The 20,947-nt window shown below is 46.2% G+C and carries 16 protein-coding genes; 5 read left to right on the top strand and 11 right to left on the bottom strand.

Annotation, left to right across the window (positions count from 1 at the left end; all coding sequences use genetic code 11):
• Positions 1-66: 66 nt before the first annotated feature.
• The 6 genes from QT992_RS23030 to QT992_RS23005 form a co-directional block, all read right to left on the bottom strand.
• A complete protein-coding gene (locus QT992_RS23030) occupies positions 67-654 on the bottom strand; it encodes an REP-associated tyrosine transposase (protein ID WP_333337750.1) in 588 nt (195 codons plus the stop codon).
• Positions 655-800: 146 nt separating this feature from the next.
• Complete coding sequence (locus QT992_RS23025) at positions 801-1,250, bottom strand: EVE domain-containing protein (protein ID WP_333321261.1); 450 nt, start codon at positions 1,248-1,250, stop codon at positions 801-803.
• Positions 1,247-3,607, bottom strand: a complete 2,361-nt coding sequence (locus tag QT992_RS23020) for an FHA domain-containing protein (RefSeq protein WP_333337753.1) — start codon at positions 3,605-3,607, stop codon at positions 1,247-1,249. Before QT992_RS23020 ends, QT992_RS23025 begins: the two co-directional genes overlap by 4 nt.
• Before the next feature lie 160 nt (positions 3,608-3,767).
• A complete protein-coding gene (locus QT992_RS23015; protein WP_333337756.1) occupies positions 3,768-5,573 on the bottom strand; it encodes an ABC-ATPase domain-containing protein in 1,806 nt (601 codons plus the stop codon).
• 119 nt (positions 5,574-5,692) lie between these two features.
• Positions 5,693-6,730, bottom strand: a complete 1,038-nt coding sequence (locus tag QT992_RS23010) for a M20/M25/M40 family metallo-hydrolase (RefSeq protein ID WP_333321255.1) — start codon at positions 6,728-6,730, stop codon at positions 5,693-5,695.
• Between the two features lie 352 nt (positions 6,731-7,082).
• On the bottom strand, positions 7,083-7,661 hold the full coding sequence (locus QT992_RS23005; RefSeq protein ID WP_333321253.1) for a hypothetical protein: 579 nt from the start codon (positions 7,659-7,661) through the stop codon (positions 7,083-7,085).
• A 342-nt stretch (positions 7,662-8,003) separates the two neighbouring features.
• On the opposite strand from QT992_RS23005, the gene QT992_RS23000 reads away from it, so the two are divergent.
• Entirely contained in the window at positions 8,004-11,351 is a 3,348-nt protein-coding gene (locus QT992_RS23000; protein WP_333337760.1) for an EAL domain-containing protein, read from the top strand.
• 216 nt (positions 11,352-11,567) lie between these two features.
• Here the strand turns inward: QT992_RS23000 and QT992_RS33720 are convergent, their stop codons facing one another.
• Both QT992_RS33720 and QT992_RS33715 read right to left on the bottom strand, forming a co-directional pair.
• Positions 11,568-11,714, bottom strand: coding sequence for a hypothetical protein (locus tag QT992_RS33720; protein WP_445305332.1), 147 nt, complete (start codon positions 11,712-11,714; stop codon positions 11,568-11,570).
• Between the two features lie 14 nt (positions 11,715-11,728).
• Positions 11,729-11,923 (bottom strand): plasmid mobilization protein, encoded by a 195-nt coding sequence (locus QT992_RS33715; protein WP_445305333.1) that lies wholly within the window; start codon positions 11,921-11,923, stop codon positions 11,729-11,731.
• A gap of 217 nt (positions 11,924-12,140) precedes the next feature.
• Between QT992_RS33715 and QT992_RS22990 the strand changes: the two genes are divergently transcribed.
• Positions 12,141-12,401, top strand: a complete 261-nt coding sequence (locus QT992_RS22990; RefSeq protein ID WP_333337767.1) for a hypothetical protein — start codon at positions 12,141-12,143, stop codon at positions 12,399-12,401.
• A gap of 111 nt (positions 12,402-12,512) precedes the next feature.
• Entirely contained in the window at positions 12,513-15,071 is a 2,559-nt protein-coding gene (gene glgP, locus QT992_RS22985) for an alpha-glucan family phosphorylase (protein WP_333337781.1), read from the top strand.
• Positions 15,072-15,797: 726 nt separating this feature from the next.
• Here the strand turns inward: glgP and mnmG are convergent.
• The 3 genes from mnmG to QT992_RS22970 form a co-directional block, all read right to left on the bottom strand.
• Positions 15,798-17,714, bottom strand: a complete 1,917-nt coding sequence (gene mnmG / locus QT992_RS22980) for a tRNA uridine-5-carboxymethylaminomethyl(34) synthesis enzyme MnmG (RefSeq protein ID WP_333337770.1) — start codon at positions 17,712-17,714, stop codon at positions 15,798-15,800.
• 76 nt (positions 17,715-17,790) lie between these two features.
• A complete protein-coding gene (locus QT992_RS22975) occupies positions 17,791-18,144 on the bottom strand; it encodes a transcriptional regulator (RefSeq protein WP_333337772.1) in 354 nt (117 codons plus the stop codon).
• Positions 18,134-18,505 carry a type II toxin-antitoxin system RelE/ParE family toxin gene (locus QT992_RS22970; protein ID WP_333207274.1) on the bottom strand — a complete coding sequence of 124 codons (372 nt, stop codon included), beginning with the start codon at positions 18,503-18,505 and terminating at the stop codon, positions 18,134-18,136. Before QT992_RS22970 ends, QT992_RS22975 begins: the two co-directional genes overlap by 11 nt.
• 155 nt (positions 18,506-18,660) lie before the next feature.
• On the opposite strand from QT992_RS22970, the gene QT992_RS22965 reads away from it, so the two are divergent.
• Both QT992_RS22965 and psbB read left to right on the top strand, forming a co-directional pair.
• A complete protein-coding gene (locus QT992_RS22965; RefSeq protein ID WP_333321241.1) occupies positions 18,661-18,990 on the top strand; it encodes a hypothetical protein in 330 nt (109 codons plus the stop codon).
• Positions 18,991-19,188: 198 nt separating this feature from the next.
• Positions 19,189-20,718, top strand: a complete 1,530-nt coding sequence (gene psbB / locus QT992_RS22960) for a photosystem II chlorophyll-binding protein CP47 (RefSeq protein WP_333321239.1) — start codon at positions 19,189-19,191, stop codon at positions 20,716-20,718.
• Positions 20,719-20,947 lie beyond the last annotated feature (229 nt).

The following is a 20,947-nucleotide window of genomic DNA, read 5'->3' as shown; positions in this document are numbered from 1 at the left end:
GGCATCTTGCCTGTGACTGAAGCTTGGGCGGGCAAGATGCCCACCCCACATGAAATTCAGAAAAAGCTAAACTTCATACATTTGCCAGAAAAAAGGATATTCCTCTGGAGTCACTGAAAGACCAGCTTTGACAGGATTTTGCCTAATATATTCCCAAAAAACCTGAAATTCTCGTTCATCTCTGACAATGTGGTCATGTCTCTCATCCTGCCAGACAGTACCAATATGCTTCATCACCTTGGGAATTTGTTTAGAACTGTAGCTTTTCATACTGTGTAGAATGCTGCTGAGCGACCAGAATTTATGATCCGGCTTTGCTAAAGGCTGCATGAGCATATGCACATGATCGGGCATTACAACTAAGCAAAAGATTTGATACCTTTGCCTATCAAAAAACTTGCAAGCATTGAGGACAACTTTCCTCGCCGCTGGATTTAATTCCAGCTTCTCCCAAGTATTAAAAGTGATGAAATAGACCGATCCTTCTAACTCCCAATGAGGTAAATTTCTGTAAGTAACTTTTAATTGAGCCTCTCTGAGTTTAAGTTGCCGACTAGAAGCCTGTCCCACAAAAAGCTGATATTGACCTGTGGGGTCGGCATCTTTCCCGCCCAAATTCTGATTGCTTGCCTGACTCAAATTTTCGCGAATCATATGACTAAGTACAACCGCAACTTATTATAAAATAGCCTAAAGAAAGCCAAATTTCAATACCTTTACCGAGGATTTTTGTAAAGTCTTTAAGCATTGTGGGGTGGGCATCTTGCCCGCCCCAAATATGCAAGTTAAATGGTCACAACTTATCTCATCTTCAAAATCTTCTGTGCCGCACTTTCAGATACCGGCATCACCGATAACCGATTGCCTTTCCTCACCACCAAAATCTCATCAGCACTCAACTTTTGTTTCAGTTCATCCAAAGATATTAACTTAGCAAATTCCTCAACAAACTCAACTCTCACAGTTTGCCAACGAGGAGCATCAAACGGCGACTTAGGATCATAATATTCGCTATTAATATCGAACTGACTCGGGTCAGCAAGTCCAGTTTCTACGACACGCACTAAGCCGACAATACCCGGAAATTTAGTATTAGAATGGTAAAAAAATACTAAATCTCCCCGACTCATTTCTCGCATAAAATTGCGCGCTTGATAGTTGCGAACGCCATCCCAAATCGAAGTGCGATCGCCCTTCAAGTCCGCAATACTGTAAACATCTGGTTCCGACTTCATCAGCCAATAATTCATAGAATATCTTTCCGCTTCTGCAACCACAGAGTCAACATCAAATAAACCAAAATATGCACGCACAAAATACCCCAGTTTAAACCCAAATTCTCCCAGGTTGGATCGTAAACAGGAGTAGGCTCAAACGGCTGAGGAAGCGTACTCCCATCCGGCAATGTAGTAGGTGCGGGAACCATCCCATTCACATTAACTAAAGAGCCGTAAGCACCCACAGACCAGCGGCTTAACATCAGCCAAGAAAACTTGCTCGCCGCACCTTCCATCTTAAACAAAACTCCCGAAAAAATAATCTGAGGCAGCAATAATAGAGGCAAAGCGCTATTAGCTTGAGAGCTATTTTTAACAATTGCGGAAACGACTAATCCGAGGCTTATGCAGCTCATCAAAGTTAGGAATGTGGTAATAGTTGCCCCCATCGCCCAGGAAATCAAACTCGGTTCGGGGGATTTAAAAGCAATCAGAATAACTCCTACCATTAACAGCGTTTGCAATACTGCCAAACCAGAAAGTATAAATATTTTTGAACCTAAATAAGCAAACAATCCTAAATTGACCAAACGTTCGCGCAGATAAATAGCAGATTCTTTAACAATTTCTTGCAGAGAAGTTGCCAGTCCTACCCAAATCGCCGCGCAGGTAAATACAAATAAAACTCTGAGCGCTAAAGGTGCTAAAGTTGCCTCCGGTGCGCCAATTAATGGGTCTTTATCTCTGACCGCTAGCCGCAGCAAACTAATGCCGATCGGAGCCGTTAAAAGAGCTAAACTCAAGTTAACTAAGTCGCGGGAAACGAGCTGAAAATAGCGCTGGAAAAGCAAAACGAGTTGTTTTACAAAAGATTGAGATTTTGGTACAGAAGGTGCTGAAGGCGTTTTTGCATTAGCCTTGCCTCTGCTGAAGTGGTTGACAATATAGCGCTGATAGTAGGGAGATTTATTAAACTTTTCTGCCCAGCTTTGAACGTTGGTTTCTCCTGTTTCTAATTCGTTGTAAATGTCTGCAAAATCGCCCGTTTTGACATCGAAAAAATCGAGCGCTTCCCTAGGCGGGCCGAAGTAACAGAGGCGACCGCCGCGACCCATAAACACAATCCGATCGCACATCGTGATATTTGCCGTCGCGTGAGTCACCAAAATCACCGTCCGGCCTTGATTTGCCAACTTTCGCAGCAGTTGCATCATCTTCTTATCCAAACCCGGATCGAGTCCTGAAGTCGGTTCGTCTAAAAAGAAAAGTTTCGGGTCTGCTAACAGTTCAACTCCGATGCTGACCCGCTTTCGCTGTCCGCCGCTAAGCTGTTTTACCAAAGCCTTGCGACGGTGAGTCATTTCAATATCTTCTAAAGTTTTTGCGACTACCTGCTTGACATCTGTATCGGGAGGTAAGCGCAATTTAGCGGCATAACTCAAGACTTCTTCTACTGTCAAATCTGCGTGCACAATATCATCTTGAGGGACGTAACCGATTTGATTGCGGTAAATATTGAAGTTTTGGCGCAGGTTATCGCCATTGAGAAACACAGCGCCGTTAGTAGTTTTTTCAATGCCTAAAAGCGTCCGCATTAAAGTAGATTTACCCGCACCGCTACCGCCGACTAAAGCCACAAACTCCCCCGGTTCGATCGCCAAAGTGATGCCATCCAAACGCTTCGGAATCACCAGACAGTCAGCATCCAAACGAATTTGATGGCCGGAGTCTTGCATCTGCAACTCACCGCTGCGGTAAGTTAGAGTAAACGGGCCGATCCGAATTGCATCTCCCTCGGACAACTGTACAGAATTTGTCACTCGCTGACCGTTAACAAAAACCCCGTTAACGCTGTGGTCTCGCAAAATATAATTGCCGCGACTGTCTTGGTCAATTGTCGCGTGGCGTCTAGAAACAAGCGGCGCATCTAATTGCAGCGAAGCGTTTGGATCGCGGCCCAACAAAACCGACCGATTCTTAAGAAGAATTGACTGCTTGCTAGGGACAGCAACCTGATTCGCCAGCGGATTAAAATAAGTCAGCAAAACTTGATTTTGAGGATCGAGACCGATTTTAATTTCTGTGCCGTTTTTCAGGCAATAACCGTCATTGGGAGTGATGCGAGTGCGATCGACAAATAAGCCATTAGTGCTCGGCCGCTGGCCGTCACCGTCGTAAATCCAGTAATTATCCCCTATTTGGCGCAAAACAGCGTGAACGCCGGAAACTGCGCGCCAGGGTTCGGGAATGGCTAAATCAGCACGAGTGCGATCGCGCCCCAATACGTGCTGTGGCTGTTTTAACTCTAACTGTAAAACCTCGCCTTGATTGCTTAATACTAAATACGGTCGATCGCTTAAAGCAGTCAGTTGTCCTATATAGCCTGTCATACTTCAATCGCGGTTTTTGCACTCACTTTTGTCAGCATATCAAAAAGTGGAAGTCGTTAGTCATTAGTCATTAGTGCGTAGGTTGGGTTGAGGAACGAAACCCAACATTTTCGCTACAATTTTCCACGGGCCCAAGCGTCTTGACTTATATTAAGCAAGTCTACTTAGCAACAACCGACAAACTGCGAAGCCGATTAATTGCCGCCGCCAATTCAAAGCGCCGAAACATGGCAAAATCCCCTTCAGGAAAAGGCGATAAAATATCCATGCCCTGCGCGTCAATATCTGCCATCACCAAATCTATGATTTCCGACAAAGTGCGTTTCCCGTCCATGTATTGCTGCTTAGCATAAACCATTGCCGCAGCGATCGCCCTTAACTGTCCGCTGTCCACAAGTTGCTCAACATAACCCAAATCAATCTCCTCAGTTCCAAAAGACAATTCATCAACATCCCGCACCTTCACCCGCACATCTCGCCGTCCGCGACTCGGATCTAAACTAGCAGGAATCGGCACTCTTTGAGTAAGCTTACCAAAATTTTCTCCCCCTTCAGCAGCACGGCTAATCGAGTAATTTTTAGCAATCTCTTTAGCTTCTTCCGTCACATTATATGCTTGAAAATTTTCCATTGCAATCACAGTATCCGCCACATCAAAATAATCACCGCTTCCCCCCATGACTAAAATAGTCGATACGCCATAATCTGCATACAATTGTCTCACTTTATCAATAAACGGTGTAATCGGTTCCTTATCCTTAGCAATGAGTTCCTGCATTCTGCGATCGCGAATCATAAAATTCGTCGCCGCCGTATCCTCATCCACCAATAAAACAGGCACTAAATCCTCTTCATAAATTAATCCGTGTATCCGTGTCAAAATCCGTGTCGTGCCTTCCTTCTTCCTTCTCCCCACTTCCAAAACCTCAATAATATTAGCAGCTTGCGACGTGCTACCGCTCGCATTTTCAGTATAAAATTGTGCAGTATCTCTACCTTGCGGCAAGTGGTTAATAAAAGGCGAAATATCAACTCCCGCAACACTTCTGCCATCTTCCGCCCTAATTTTCACCGCCGCCGGACTCGTCACCACAAATTCCCTACCATCTCCCGGAATTCGGTTGTAAACTCCCAACTCGATCGCCCTGAGTAAAGTTGATTTGCCGTGATAGCCGCCCCCAACAATCAAAGTAATGCCAGCGGGAATACCCATACCGGAAATCAAACCGCGATTCGGACAATTAAACTCAACTTTTAACGACGGCGGCGACTGAAAAGCCACAGCATTATTTAACAAAGGACTGTTGTCAACACCGCTGCGGCGGGGCAAAATAGAACCGTCAGCAACAAACGCAACTAATCCGTTTTCAGCTAACTGCTGCCGCAGCCAGTCAGCATCTTCTACAGTTTCAACGTGACGGCGACATTCCGCAGCATTTAAGTTAGCATACTTCAGAGAATTGCTGACAATTTGCGGAATATCTTCGCACAGCATTTCAGCAGCTTGTCGCCCTAAGATACTGCGTCCGCCCGCTGGAAGTCCGACGGCAAATCGCAGTTCAACTCCTCCTAAATCTTCAATATCGGATGTATGTGAGGAAATTATAAATGCGGAACTTCGCTCTAAAACTTCTTGTCCGAAGCGAGTCACTGCAATCAAACCGCTTTTTCCTGTGCCGCGTTTGCTGCTGATGCTGTAGGCTGCTTGGTCAAACTGGCGAGTTAGGTAATCTCGCAAGGCTATTTCTCGACTGCGATAATTGAAAAGTTCGCGGGGAATTTGAGCAATGTTTGGCGGAACTATAACTCTAAATTTACTGGGAGAAGCAAAGGGATCTCCCTGCACGTAATCAATAATTAATGTGAATTCAGAAAAGTCGTATTTACCTTGAATGTCTTTGTATGCTTTGTAGCCTCGATTGTCTAGTTGCAGTAAATGCCGTTGCAAGCTTTCTTTGTTAGTCATTGGTTATTGGTTATTAGTTGGCAGTTGGCAGTAGTCAGTTGGCAGGATCAATAACAGTCATCATGCCCACTGCCCCATGCCCGATGCCCCATCCCCAATTGCCAATTCCCCATGCTCAATTACCGAATTTCCAATAATTTAGCCGTGGCATTGACAACAATTTGAGCAGAACCGGCGAAAAAAGGTCGATCGATAGTTGCTAATGTATCGCTAGATTGGTGATAGTGGGGCGATCGCAAATTTGCAGTATCCGTCACCAACACAGCACCAATTCCTTTATACCAAAAAGGCGCGTGGTCGCTGCGTAAAACATCGGGAGTCAGCAACCCTTTGAGGGGAACCGGCAGCGCCACCACCGGCGGCAAATCGGCTTTTCGCGACTCCGCAAAACTTTTCAATAGCAGCGGATGTTCCGCATCCCCAATCACAGCGATAAACTCCCCTTTGTCGGGAGAAGTTACCCCCGATGCTTCTAGAAAAGGTTGCGCTGTCAATCCTTCGGGATATTGCTGGCATCCGGGGGTGCGGCACGCATAACCTAGCATATCTAGGACGATCGCTCCCTGCAAATTTTTTAACCGCGCCTCGCTACCGGTGAATGCTAAACTGCCTAAAAGTCCGATTTCTTCCCTGTCGAAAAATGCTACTTGCAGTGTCCGAGGTGTGGCACGAGAACCCAGCAATCTTGCTACTTCTAAAACTACTGCAACTCCCGTCGCATTGTCGTCAGCGCCTGGGGAGTTTGGTACAGTATCGTAGTGTGCTGCGACTAAAATTGCACCGGCGTTTGAGTCAGTACCTTTTCTCTCCGCGAAGACATTAATTCCGCGATCGAACGGCTGCAACTCTGCGGAAAATCCTAATGTTTGCAGTTGTTGGGAAATATAGTCTCTAGTAAAAGAGCGATCTCGTTCTCCATCGCGTTCTCCTGCTAAAGTCTCGACGTGTTTCCACAACCGAGATGGGTCAATTTGGGGCAGATAAAAAGCATTTTTTTCAGCAGGAAGCGGTAAGGGAGACGGGTTTTGGGAAGTGTGGATATTGCGATCGATCCCAACTTCGGGTACAGCCGACAACCGCTGCCACGAGTCAGAACCCCACCCGACAGCCGTCACCGCAACCAGAATAAATAGCGCTATCCAAATCAATTGTTTCATTAGTAAGTGTATTGGAGATTTTAGACAGAGCTTACGCACTCCTCGCTCCCATCAACCGGGTTTTTTAGCGGAAGCGAGGGCTGCCACAAAGTCTTTTCGTAAAACCCGGTTGATGCGTTCAGAACTGTTATCTTTTAGATTTTAGATTGACACCAGAGTTAAAAATCAACCAGTTTCAAAAAATGAAACTCAAAAATCTGAAAATTCACGGCGCCAGAGGCAGTTTTGTATTTTATCTCTAAAAAAGCAGGTAAAAGCCTTGGGATGTTGCCGTCGAATCTGTCTTGCTTATTTGAGCGTTCGACGGCGACATTCAAATCACTAATTTACCTTGAAAATTTACCAAGCAAAACTACTTCTTTTCCCACTCAATCTCCTTATTCTCCAATATCAACCCGCTGCTGCTGGGAACAGCGTAAGGAATAGTTGTGGCGGAAAATTTTACTATTTCAGTTGGTTGTTGAAACCACTCGGAATAAGTGGGATTGAGTTGGTCGTACAGTGCTTTTAAAGCTTGAATTTCTGCCTCTAGCTGCGCTGCTGCTTGATTGATTCTGCGAGCTTGTGTTTGCAAGCGCTTTTCCCCGGTTTGAACTTTGTTTTCTAGTTCTTGCCAGTGCTGTCCTGCCGCCAATTTATCTATTTCAGCTTGTTTGTAGGACAGTAAAGCCTGTTTTTGTTGCAGTTGCTTTTCAGTAATTTTAGTCTCTCGGTCAATCTCCTGGATTTGCTGCAACCACTGCTCCCCAAAAGCAGCAGTTTGCTGATGGAACTCGGCAATAGCTTCAGGAGTATTATTTTTGGGAAAACTGACTGCCACTCGGCACTCAGAGCGCTGTACGCCAAGTTTTTCCCGCGACTCTTGCAGGGCGGCAACTTCTGCTTCTAGCGCGCGGACTTCTTTTTGGAGTTCTGGGATGGTCTGACTCATGGGTTCAATTAGTGGACCTCTGCATCGATTTTAAGCTAATTGTTTATTTTTCTAACAAATCCCGATCGCCTCCTTGCGGGAATTATCTAATTTTAGCGCGCTCCCACCCGGTGTCTAGGCAGAATGGGGGATAATTTGTGGCACAATGGCTGATGACACATTTTAAATTAAGATTAAAATTATAATTAGTTATAAAGCTCAATTATTAGCTTGGTAAAATTTAATTTACAAATCCACATAAATTAATGGTGGCTGGGTTTTCCTATGGCAGAGAAAGTTCTGCTAAAGTTTTTTAGATTTATGGTTCCTCCAAAAAATATTGGGGAGTAGGAAATAGAGCAAATGAAAATAATTTTTCAATTAATGTTGGGATATTTCGCGGTTGCTATTTTTGGTGTGGAATGTGGCATTAATCCAAAAATATTACCGACCAGCCTAGGAGATGGGCACGGCAATCGCCCTGTTGAAGGGATTTTGATTGGCTATCAGAAACATAGCTATTTGCGATCGACATCTCGCCCCCTTACTTCTGCAAGCGCAGCATTATTTTTGGATAAATTATCCCAAATAAAACCAGTAAATTTACCGACATACAATTATATACAATCTCAGGAAACTTCGAGAAAAAAACCTACGATTAAGTTGACAGTAATCGGTTATTTTCTGGTTTTTCTTTGTTTAGTAATCTCATTATTGAGCAGGGCGAAGACAGTAAATAGCTTATCCAAGACGATGATGTTAATCCAGCCGAAGTCTGAAACAGAGAATGACAAGCTACCAAAAGGAGAAAAAGTGTTGTATCCAAAAAAAGAACAGGATATCTGGCATACTATTGCCCAAATGACCCAAGATTTGCAGCAAACTGCCGAATATGCCCTCGATATTTGCGAGGAAATGAACGTCTCGATAATTGCGACAACTCCGGGCGGTCATATCCTGTCGTTAAACCAAGCTACCTGTCAACTTTTGGGATACTCTAAAAAAGAGTTGTTAGGCCAACCAATAGCCGGACTTTTTAAGAAAAGTGAATCACCTGCACAGGAGTTAGAGTTAGCAAGTTTAACAGCCGAAGGTTCTGTCCACAACGTGGAAAAAGTCTACCTTTCCAAACATGGAAAAAAAATAATTGTACTGCTTTCTATTTCAATTATTCGCGACGGTCAAGGCAAGGTCAGCGGCAAGTTATATATAGCACAAGATATTACTGATAGCAAGCGGGCTGAAAGAAATTTGCGGCGCAGTGAAAAAAAGTTTCGCCAACTGATTGAAACGGTTAATGCTGCTGCATTTATCTATCACCGCAGACAGTTGCGCTATGTCAATGCTCAGACAGAAGCTCTGACAGGATATTCTCGTGAAGAATTGCTAGCGTTGGATTTATACGATTTAATTCATCCAGATTTTCGAGAAATAGTTAAAAAATGGGGTAAATCCAGCCATGCGCGCTCCATTCCCGGCTCAAAATATGAATTAATAATACTCACGAAAACTGGAAAAATGCGCTGGATTGAAGCAACTGTAGATATTATAAAATTTGAAAAAAAAGCCTCAATATTAATCACAGCGTTTGACATCAGCGATCGCAAATTAGCAGAGTTAGAACTCGAAACATCTCTTTCGTTGCTTCAAGCAACCATTGAATCTACTGCTGACGGTATTCTGGCGGTTGACAGTGCAGGAAAAATTGTCAGCTTTAACCGTAAATTTTCCGAAATGTGGCAGTTGCCGGATTTGCTGGTTGATTCGAGAGATAACAACCAAATTTTGGGGTTTGGAATCAACCAGTTAAAATACCCGGAAATATTTCTCAACTGTGCTAAAGAATTGTGCGCTCGCCCCGCAGCAGAAAGTTACGATATCATCGAGTTGACAGATGGCAGAATCTTCGAGCGCTACTCGTTGCCCCAGCGCACTGGAGGCAAAATTACTGGTCGAGTATTCAGCTTTCGGGATGTAACGGAACGGGTGCAATCCGAAGAAAAACTCCGCAAAAGCGAAGAACGCTTTCACCTGCTGACGCGGGCGACAAATGACGCCGTATGGGATTTTGATTTGTTAAAAAATGAGTATTGGTTGAGCGAAGAATTTGAAAAAGTTTTTGGATACAAACTCAACGAAACTCAGACTATAGAGTTAGAATCATGGTGGCTAAATATTCATCCCGAAGAACGGGAAAGAGTGATGTTAAGCTTCTACGAAACAATGAGCTCAGGCGCTCAATGTTGGTCGGAAGAATACAGCTTTCACCGTGCAGACGGGGGATATGTTTTTGTGCTCGATCGCGGCTATATCATCCGCAATGAAACTGGCAAAGCAGTAAGGGCGATCGGCACGATCATGGATATCACTCAGCGCAAGCAAGCTGAAGAAATTATTCGCTATCAAGCTGTTTATGACCAACTCACCGGTTTACCGAACCGGATACTTTTTAACGAGAGGCTGCTGGCGTCCTTAAAACAAGCTAAAAAAAACCAACAAATGCTAGCTGTGATGTTTTTAGACTTGGACAGGTTCAAAAAGATTAATGATACACTAGGTCACGCTGCGGGCGATCGCCTGTTAGAAGGTTTTGCCGGACGCATCAGCGACACTTTGCGATCGACTGACACGGTTGCCCGCTGGGGAGGCGACGAATTTACCATACTGCTTCCCGACATCAATTGCTTAGAAGATGCAGTTAAAACAGCTCAAAGAATACTCAACAATTTAAAGCCAGCATTTAAACTAGAAGGACAACCGTTTCATGTTAGCAGCAGCATCGGCATTGCCCTTTATCCCGATGATGGTGAAGATGCCGAAACTTTAGTCAAAAATGCCGATGCCGCCTTGTATTACGCTAAAGAAATGGGAAGAAATAACTATCAGTTATATACTTCAACACTTAATCCCCACGGCAGCCATTTACTAACTATAGAACACAGACTGCACGAGGCTTTAGAACAGGGAGAATTTGAGGTTTTCTACCAGCCAAAAGTCAACATTACTACTTGGGAAATTCAGGGCATGGAAGCCCTGCTGCGCTGGCAACATCCAGAATTAGGTTTAGTTACTCCCGCGACATTTATTCCGATCGCCGAAGAGAACGGACTCATTGTACCTATTGGGGAATGGGTGCTGCAAACAGCCTGCACTCAAAATAAAGCTTGGCAGGATACTTTGCAGCCAGATTTGCGGGTAGCAGTCAACGTTTCGGCTAGGCAGTTCCAGCAATTTAATTTATTAGAAATGGTAGCGAAATGCTTGGAAAAAAGCGGTTTAGCACCCAAGTATTTAGAGTTAGAAATTACCGAGACTACAGCCATGCAAGATATGGATTATACCACAAAAGTTCTCAGGGAGTTGCAGAATATGGGAGTGCAAATTGCGCTGGACGATTTCGGCACGGGTTATTGTTCTCTAAATTATCTCAAAAAGTTTCCCTTGAATATATTAAAAATAGATAAATCCTTTGTCAGCGGACTGACGACTGATCCGTGCGAACGGGCGATCGCCAAGGCTGTAGCGACCCTGGGGCGAGATTTGAACTTGAGCGTGGTAGCCGAAGGAGTAGAAACTAAAGAGCAGTTGGAGTGTTTGCGCGAACTCCACTGTCAAGAAATTCAGGGTTATTATTTCAGCCCTGCACTATCAGCCAATGATGCTAAGAAGCTATTGGTAAATTCTCAGTTGCAACCAGTGAAAATTGCTTAATTAGTCATTAGTCATTAGTTATTAGTCATTAGTCATTAGTTATTAGTCATCAGTCATTTGTAGTGTGGGTGAGGCGCGGTTCAAGATTTATCTATTGCTGACAATAGTGTAAGGTGCAACCTCAGCACCCTACAAATAGAGTTTGCGGGTCGAGGACTGTACTTAGAGGCCGATCGCCTTGCAAAAGCCAGCGATTTCAACAATCGCTGGTTTCTACTACTCCTTTTTCATAAGGACAATAATTTCTTGTTCTAGCAGCTTCATTTGTTCAAGAACTTGATTGTGATGTTCTTGAGCCGCTTGCAATCTAACTTTAAGTATTTCTTCGTGAGATTCTAGATAGGCCAGGTGAGAGCGCTGCAATTCTTTCAACTGGCTTAAAATTTTCCCAATACTTCTTTGTCCTGAGTAGACAGAACTTGCTTTGTTTCTATAAAACCTCGTGCTATTTCCCTGAGAAGTTGCGTCCGCGAAGACATCCCCAATGCTTTCGCTTTCTCCTCCAGTGCTTCCCAATCTTCTTCCTCTAGACGTAGAGTAGCGTTGATCGTTTTCTTTTTCGGATTTTCCATAGGCTTGAGACATAACGGGACTTCTCCACAATTATTGCACGTGCGACTATTGACTTCGAGGTTTGCACGTGCAATAATTTAATTACCGATTGCACGTGCAGTGCGATCGGCGTGCAAGTGTTTTCACAAACACGTGCATACCCCTTAACCTGCTGGGGTTTGGGCTGCAAACCAAACCCCTTTCTCTCAAAAGCGTTAAATCAGGAGTCAAAATCCCATGAAATCAGCGGCACAAAATCAGGTACTGCATCAACTCAAGCTCATGGAAACCAACTTGCGCGAAATTGAGTGCAAGCTAGTTAAAACCTCCGTTTTAAACTTGTGGCAAATAGTTTTGCCCGATGGAAAGAGAATTTTGCTGGAACACGCGGGCGGCGGACACTGGATTTTTCGGTCTAACGGTATTGAGAAATCTCATCCAGAAGTGCGAAAAGCTGTTTTGCGGGCGATCGGCATTTGCTCGGCCCACCGCAGTTAAGGTAAGAGCCGATCGCCCCCGCAGCTTAAAACTTAAAATAGTGTGCAGAATAACGGACTTGTACCTAAAGACAGAGGAAAATATCGCTACCCCAACATAAAGGCTTTGTCTATGCAGCCAATTCGCACATTTAACGTTTCCCCGTCGCTACCGACAATTCTCGAACCCCTACGCAAGCTTGCCTACAACTTGCACTGGGACTGGAACGTCGATACCAAAGACCTCTTCCGCCGCCTCGATCGAGACCTGTGGGACTCCAGCAATCAAAACCCGGTGCTGATGCTCGGAACCATATCTCAAGAGCGACTGCAAGAAATGGCAGAAGACGAAGGCTTCATTGCCCAAATGAACCGAGCAGCCCAGCAGTTAGACGATTATCTCAAAAACCGCGCCTGGTACCGCAAACAGCGCGGCACCGAGCAGCAAGAATGCTACGCTTACTTTTCGATGGAATTCGGCTTAGTTAAAGCCCTACCCATCTATTCAGGCGGTTTGGGCGTGCTCGCAGGCGACCACCTCAAATCAGCTAGTGATTTGGGCTTGCCCTTAGTCGGTGTCGGCCTGCTCTACCAAGAAGGCTATTTTTCGCAGTATCTCAACGCCGACGGCTGGCAGCAAGAACGCTATCCGCTCAACGATTTCTACAATATGCCGCTGCACCCAGAACGCAATCCCGACGGTTCGGAATTGCGGATTGAGGTGGACTATCCCGGCCGCAAGGTGTATGCCCGGATTTGGCGAGTACAAGTGGGAACGGTTCCTTTGTACCTAATGGATACAAATATTGAACCTAACAGCCGCTACGACCAAGATATTACCGACCAACTGTATGGCGGTGATAAAACTCTGCGGATGCACCAAGAAATCATGCTGGGCATCGGCGGCGTGAAAATGCTCAAGGCATTGGGGCTGACAGTTACGGCTTATCACATGAATGAAGGCCACGCGGCTTTCATGGCTTTGGAACGCATTCGGATGCTGATGGAGGAATATCACCTGAGTTTCGTGGAAGCGGAACAGGTGGTGGTTTCGAGCAGTATGTTTACGACTCACACGCCGGTGCCTGCTGGGTTTGACTTGTTCGAGCCGGATATGGTGATGCACTATCTAGGTCAGTATCCCAAGATGTTTGGCTTGTCGCAAGATCAGTTTTTGGGATTGGGCCGGGAGAATACTGGCGATTTGTCCGCACCTCTGAATATGGCAATTTTGGCAATTAAAATGTCGAGTTTTGTCAACGGGGTGGCGGCTTTGCACGGCGTGGTGTCGCGCCCGATGTTTCAGGGTTTGTGGCCGGGTTTGCCGCAGGAAGAAGTACCAATTACTTCAATTACCAACGGGGTGCACGCTCGCAGTTGTGTGGCGAAGTCTACTCAGGAGTTGTACGATCGATACCTCGGCCCGGATTGGGAAATGACTCGCAAGGACGATCGACTCTGGGATCGGATGTCATCGATTCCTGACGAGGAATTGTGGCGCAATCACGAACGCTGTCGATCGGAGTTGGTGGTGTTCGCACGCGAGTGGCTGCAAAAGACTTTGCGCGAGCGCGGTGCGGCCCAAACGGAAATCGAACACGCGCGGGAGGCTCTCGATCCGAAGGTGCTGACGATCGGGTTTGCCCGCCGCTTTGCTACTTACAAGCGGGCTACACTGTTTTTGCGCGATGTCGATCGAATTATGCGGATCATGCGGGACAAAAACCGCCCGGTGCAGTTTGTGATTGCTGGGAAGGCTCACCCGATGGATATTCCGGGTAAGGAATTGATTCGGGATATCGTTCACTTCATCCGCGAGCACGACACGATGAGCTCGATGGTCTTTTTGCCGAACTACGACATTAACGTCGCTCGGATGATGGTGTCGGGCTGCGATGTGTGGCTGAATACGCCGCGCCGCCCCCGTGAGGCTTCCGGGACTTCGGGGATGAAAGCTTCGATGAATGGTTTGCCGAATCTGAGCATTCTTGACGGATGGTGGGATGAAGCTGATTATGTTCGCACCGGTTGGCCGATCGGACATGGCGAGTTTTACGAAGATACTAAGTATCAGGATGAGGTCGAGGCGAATGCTTTGTACGACTTGATGGAAAAGGAAGTTGTACCGCTGTTTTACAACCGGGATGCTGATGGCATTCCGCGCGGTTGGACGGCGAAAATGAAGGATTCTATTCGCTTGAATTGTCCTTTGTTCAATACTGCTCGGATGGTGAAAGATTACGCGCGGCGGGCTTATTTCCCGGTGAGCGATCGCTACCACACCATGACTTCGGATAATTGTGCTCCCGCCAAGGAGTTGTCTCACTGGAAGAAGCACGTTCTCGCGAAGTGGCACGATATTAAGATTGAGGCTGTTGATATTTCCCAGGATAAGGAAGTCAAGGTCAATCAGTCTATCTCTGTTAAATCTCGGATTAATCTGAAGGGATTGACTCCTGCAGACGTGCAAGTCGAACTTTATCAAGGTTCGGTTGATGCTAACGGCGATATCATTGGTGGCGTGCCGGTGGTGATGGAGTATTTGGGAGAAGATTCTCACAATGCTAGCCTTTATACGGCTGACATTACTTATACTTCTAGCGGTTTGCAAGGTTTGTCCTTGCGCGTTTTGCCGAAGCACGATAATCTCAGCAGTCCTTATGAAGCTGGCGTGATTCTCTGGGCACATTAGTCAGTAGTCAGTAGTCAGTAGTCAGGAGTCAGGAGAATAAAGGAAGATTTTCCTAATTCTCCCTCTCTCCGACTCTCCCACTTTTGTTATCTTCCTTGGGGAATGACTATTTAGCCGATTGTGCGATCGCCCAATACCACATTCCGCCTATTCCCCAGTACCACCAGTGAGCGCGTATATAAGCGTACAGCAAGGCATCTCGCTGTTCTTTTAATGCTTTGAGGGTGGCAACACTGGTGGGGCTTTCGGGGATGTTTGAATCACCGATGAACGCTGATTATTCTGCGGAATATTTGCGAAATTCAGACTGGGTTCGAGGATAGATCAATATCTACCATATACTGGCAGAGTTTCATCAGTTAGAGTTGACATTCTGCCAGTTTTCCTTATTTTTGGTGTTGCTGAATACAGGTATAAATTCAAGATTTCGGAATTTTTATAAGCCCAGTATGGTGAGTTTTGTAACTTCCGATAAAAGTTGATTTATACCGTGAATCAGCAAGGCCCAGAATCTATATCCATCAATAGGAAAGCCGCATAACAAAATAGTGGTTTCACAATAGTCACACTTTTTCATCCTGCTATTCCATAAAATTGAAGGCAGCTTTGAGACACCTCTATAGCGCTTCTCAAAAAAGTGAGGTATGCGCTATGCGCTATGCGCTATGCCCTATGCCCTATGCCCATGAGTACCTCATATGAGAGCTCGAAAGGCTATAGTTTAGCTTATTTACTTACAGCCGCTGGCTGCTGACGGTTTCGCACTTCCAGAAAAATCAACAAAGCATTAACATCAGCCGGATTTACCCCACCAATTCTCGCCGCTTGGCCAATCGTCAGCGGTTTCACCTTAGCCAACTTTTCCCGCGATTCTTTGGAGAGAGTTGTAATTGCCATGTAATCCAAATCTGCAGGCAATTGTCGGCGTTCGTGTTTGGCAATGTCATCGATTTGATTTTGCTGTCTTTGCAGGTAGCCGGAATATTTGATGTCAATTTCTGCACCATCTTTCTCAGCCAACTTCAGACTAGGATTGCCTAAATTGTAGCGTTCCAAATCCACATAATGAAAACCAGGACGACGCAACAAATCAGCCAGAGTAATTGAACCTTTAATCGCTTGTTGAGTATCAGCCAAAATTGCCTTGCCAATCTCCTCGTGTTCTTTCACCCGCGTCGAGTACAAGCGTTCCTTCTCTGCCACAATATTAGCTTGTTTGCGATCGAACAACTCCCAGCGGCGATCGTCAATCAAACCAATTTCCCGTCCCAGCGGAGTCAAGCGTTGATCCGCATTGTCCGATCGCAATAATAGCCGATATTCCGATCGCGAAGTCAACATCCGGTAAGGTTCCCGCAAATCCTTCGTACACAAATCATCTATCAAAGTCCCGATATAACTTTGCTCGCGAGGAAACACAATCATCTCCTGATTTTTCGCAAACCTGGCCGCATTAATACCCGCCACAATCCCCTGTGCAGCCGCCTCCTCATATCCAGTTGTACCGTTCACCTGACCCGCGCAAAACAGCCCTTCGATCTTCTTAGTCATCAGGGTTGGAAAGCACTGAGTTGCCGGCAAATAATCGTACTCCACAGCATAAGCAGGGCGCATCATCTCGCACTTTTCCAAACCCGGAAGAGTCCGCAACATTTGCAACTGCAAATTTTCCGGTAAACCAGTAGAAAAACCTTGGATATAAAGTTCAGGAATATCTCTACCTTCCGGTTCAATAAAAATCTGGTGACTTTCCTTATCCGCAAACCGCACAATCTTATCTTCAATACTCGGACAGTAGCGCGGCCCCTTCGCATCAACCCAGCCGCCGTAGACTGGAGAAAGGTGCAAATTGTCTCTAATTAACTGGTGAGTAGCGGGCGTAGTTCGAGTCAAATAACAAGGCATTTGTTCCCGTTCGATCCAAACTTCTGGATCGAAACTAAACCAGCGAACCTCTGCATCTCCCGGCTGCGGTTCCATGTTGGTGTAATCGAGAGTACGTTTGTCAACTCTTGCCGGAGTTCCTGTTTTTAACCTGCCCGTTTCAAAGCCCAAACGATTGAGAGTTTCCGTCAAACCAACGGCGGCAAATTCTCCCGCACGTCCGGCGGGCATCGACTTATTGCCCACCCAAATTGTGCCACCTAAAAAAGTGCCTGTGGTCAGAATTACTGCTTTGCATTCAAAAGCGACGCCGAAGTATGTTTCGACTCCGATTACTTCTTCATTTTTGCCCAAAACTAAGTCTGTCACCATCGCTTCCCGGATGGTCAAATTGGGTTGGTTTTCAACAATATTATTCATGACAGCGGCGTATTCCCGCTTGTCAGTTTGTGCTCTCAGCGCCCAAACTGCAGGGCCTCTCGAAGAGTTGAGGATGCGTTTTTGTAGGTAGGTGCGATCGGCCATTTTGCCAATTTCCCCGCCTAACGCATCCACTTCGTTAGTAAGTTGGGTTTTAGCCGGGCCGCCCACAGCCGGATTGCAAGGTTGCCACGCAATTTTGTCGAGGTTGAGGGTGAGGAGAAGGGTGCGACATCCGAGGCGAGAAGTGGCGAGGGCGGCTTCGCAGCCGGAGTGTCCGCCACCTACTACGATGATGTCGAAACTGTCTTGGAATTCTACGGGTGTTTGTGCGGTCATTCGATTTTAGATTTTAGATTTTAGATTTTAGATTGAAGAATAGACATCTGGCAAAATTAGGTTTTAGTTTCCTCAATTAAAACTCTTCCTCTCCATTAGTGTAGCTGCTTTCTTCAAACATCGATGTTAATCCAGTAATTTTTACGGGGGGTCGATCTTTGAATTCTACGACAAATGACAACTCCCCACCCATTGCCGCGATATAACTTTGCAAAGTAGATACCAACAAATCCGCACGGCGTTCTAGTCGCGAGACATTTTCTTGACGCATATTTAATAATTCTGCCATGCGAATCTGAGTAAATTTCCTTGCTTTTCGTAAGTCTTGCAAGGTCATTTCTTCAGCCATTAATTCAACCGATCGCTTTTCGACTATTGTTCGTTGTTCGGGAGGCAAATTTTCCATAATAGTCTTCAGGCTAATTGTCATCTGTTTCTTGCTCCATTAACTTATTCAAATGGTCGGCAAATCTACTATCTGCTATCTTAATTATTTGCTTGTAAAATCGCTTCTCACTACTACCCGATTTGTCCCCAGCTACCAACAAAATCGCTTCTCTGCGGGGGTCAAATGCAAAAGCGACTCGCCAAACTCCATCAGCCGCCTGAAACCTAAGTTCTTTCATATTGGTGTAGGTAGAACCATTGAGAGTATCGACGTGAGGACGCTTGAGGTTTGGGCCAAATTCTTGTAACAGTGTGAGTTTTGCTAAAAGCTCTAATCTGACATCAGTGGGGAATTCGCTAAACTCAGAGTAAAAATCAAAGTGAAACTGAATGTTCCATGTCATTTGGATCGATTATGCCTTACATAGCATATTATAGACAATAGTCGATCGAATAACCATATTTAATATGCACCCTTCGCGCCTTCGCAGTTCAACAATTCCGTACTTTTCCTGTTTTGCGTTATGTTAGACAAAAAAATCTCAACAAGCGTACACAAGTGAAATACTTCTTCTTATCCGACGGCTGGAAAGTTGGGCGCGTCTGGGGCGTCGGCGGCGAGTGGAGTCACGCTGCCTGGAGGCGGCCGCCGGACATCCAACAGCTCAACCTCTGTCTTTCCGATCGCAACGAAAAAATGTGGCTCTACCGCGTAGAAGACGCCGTACTCATGGTAGAAGTCGAACCAGCAGTTCGTCCCGATCCGGCCGATCCCGCCAAAAATATCGGCAACGTTACCCTCACCAGACTGATCGATGCCGAGCAAGTCCTCGAACGCCTCGGGACGATCGCCGCCCGCTGCGAAATGGGCAACCCGCAACTAATGTAATGCTCAACATATTGCAATCGGTTCTAACACTCGATACACTTCTTTAAATAACTTTCATTTTTATGCCTCCACCTTTGAAGGTAGATGGCAGTCGGCAAAAGGCAGAGTTTAAACCCTGCAGGTAACTGCTGGGGATTCAGAATCTGATTTTTCCGTAAAAATAGACATCATCACTTACACCTTGGAGAACCGCAGTCAATGGGACTACCCTGGTATCGCGTACACACAGTCGTCTTAAATGACCCAGGCCGATTGATTTCTGTACACTTAATGCACACTGCCCTCGTGGCAGGTTGGGCCGGCTCAATGGCCCTTTATGAACTAGCAGTTTTTGACCCCACAGACCCAGTTCTGAACCCAATGTGGCGTCAAGGGATGTTCGTGTTGCCCTTCATGACTCGCTTGGGAGTTACGGGTTCTTGGGGCGGTTGGAGCATCACTGGCGAAGGTAACGTCGATCCGGGCTTCTGGTCCTTTGAAGGCGTCGCCGTCGCTCACATCGTCCTCTCTGGCCTGCTGTTCTTAGCAGCAGTTTGGCACTGGGTATTTTGGGACTTAGAACTTTTCAGAGACCCTCGCACCGGTGAACCAGCCCTCGACTTGCCAAAAATGTTTGGCATTCACCTGTTCCTCTCCGGCTTGCTTTGCTTCGGCTTCGGCGCATTTCACCTTTCGGGACTTTTTGGCCCGGGAATGTGGGTGTCCGACCCCTACGGCCTGACCGGTCACGTCCAGCCAGTGGCGCCTTCTTGGGGCCCTGAAGGCTTCGATCCGTTCAATCCGGGCGGCATCGTGGCTCACCACATTGCAGCGGGCGTAGTCGGCGTAATTGCCGGTTTGTTTCACTTGACAGTGCGGCCGCCGGAACGTCTTTACAAAGCCCTGCGGATGGGGAATATCGAAACTGTACTTTCTAGCAGTATCGCTGCCGTGTTCTTTGCAGCCTTTGTGGTTGCGGGTACGATGTGGTACGGTTCTGCTGCAACTCCGATCGAACTTTTTGGCCCGACTCGCTATCAGTGGGACAGCGGCTATTTCCAACAAGAAATCGATCGCCGAGCTCAAGCTAGCTTGGCCGGTGGCCAAAGCTTCCAATCCGCTTACGAACAAATTCCCGAAAAATTGGCTTTCTACGACTACGTGGGCAACTCTCCTGCTAAAGGCGGTTTGTTCCGCGCCGGCGCGATGGTCAATGGCGACGGTATTGCTAAATCTTGGCTGGGCCATCCAGTATTTACTGACAGCGAAGGTCGGGTTTTGTCGGTTCGCCGCCTCCCCAACTTCTTTGAAACTTTCCCAGTAATTTTGACGGACAAAGATGGGGTCGTTCGTGCTGACATCCCCTTCCGCCGTGCTGAATCAAAATACAGCTTTGAACAAAGCGGAGTTACCGTCAGCTTCTACGGCGGCGAACTTAACGGTCAAACCTTTAATAATCCTCTAGATGTTAAGCAGTTTGCTCGCGCTGCTCAAAAAGGTGAAGTATTTGAATTCGATCGCGAAACCTTGAATTCTGACGGGGTGTTCCGCACTTCGACTCGCGGTTGGTTCACTTTCGGACACGTTTGCTTTGCTTTGCTGTTCTTCTTCGGCCATATCTGGCACGGTTCTCGGACTATTTTCCGCGACGTGTTTGCTGGTGTTGAGGCTGACATGGAAGAACAAGTCGAGTGGGGCTTGTTCCAAAAACTGGGCGACGTGACCACCAGAAGAGAAGAACCTCTCTAAATTTCGCCACCCTCTGGCTAGCCGGGAAACTTCCCCGGTGTAAAAAAACCCGGTTTCTTGAAGAAACCGGGTTTTTTTAGTTAATATTGACACTCCCCCGCCTTAAGGCACGGGGATTCTTAAGACATTTCAGTCTTAATATCCCTATCGCGCTTAGGAATGAGAATTAAATAACTTCCACAAGTTTGTGGGATGGGGAGCATCTCAGTTTTGCATTTACAGTGCGAGC

This window comes from Microcoleus sp. T3_D1, assembly GCF_036700405.1.
Lineage (GTDB): Bacteria > Cyanobacteriota > Cyanobacteriia > Cyanobacteriales > Microcoleaceae > Microcoleus.
This window is presented reverse-complemented; position numbering and strand designations above follow the sequence as displayed.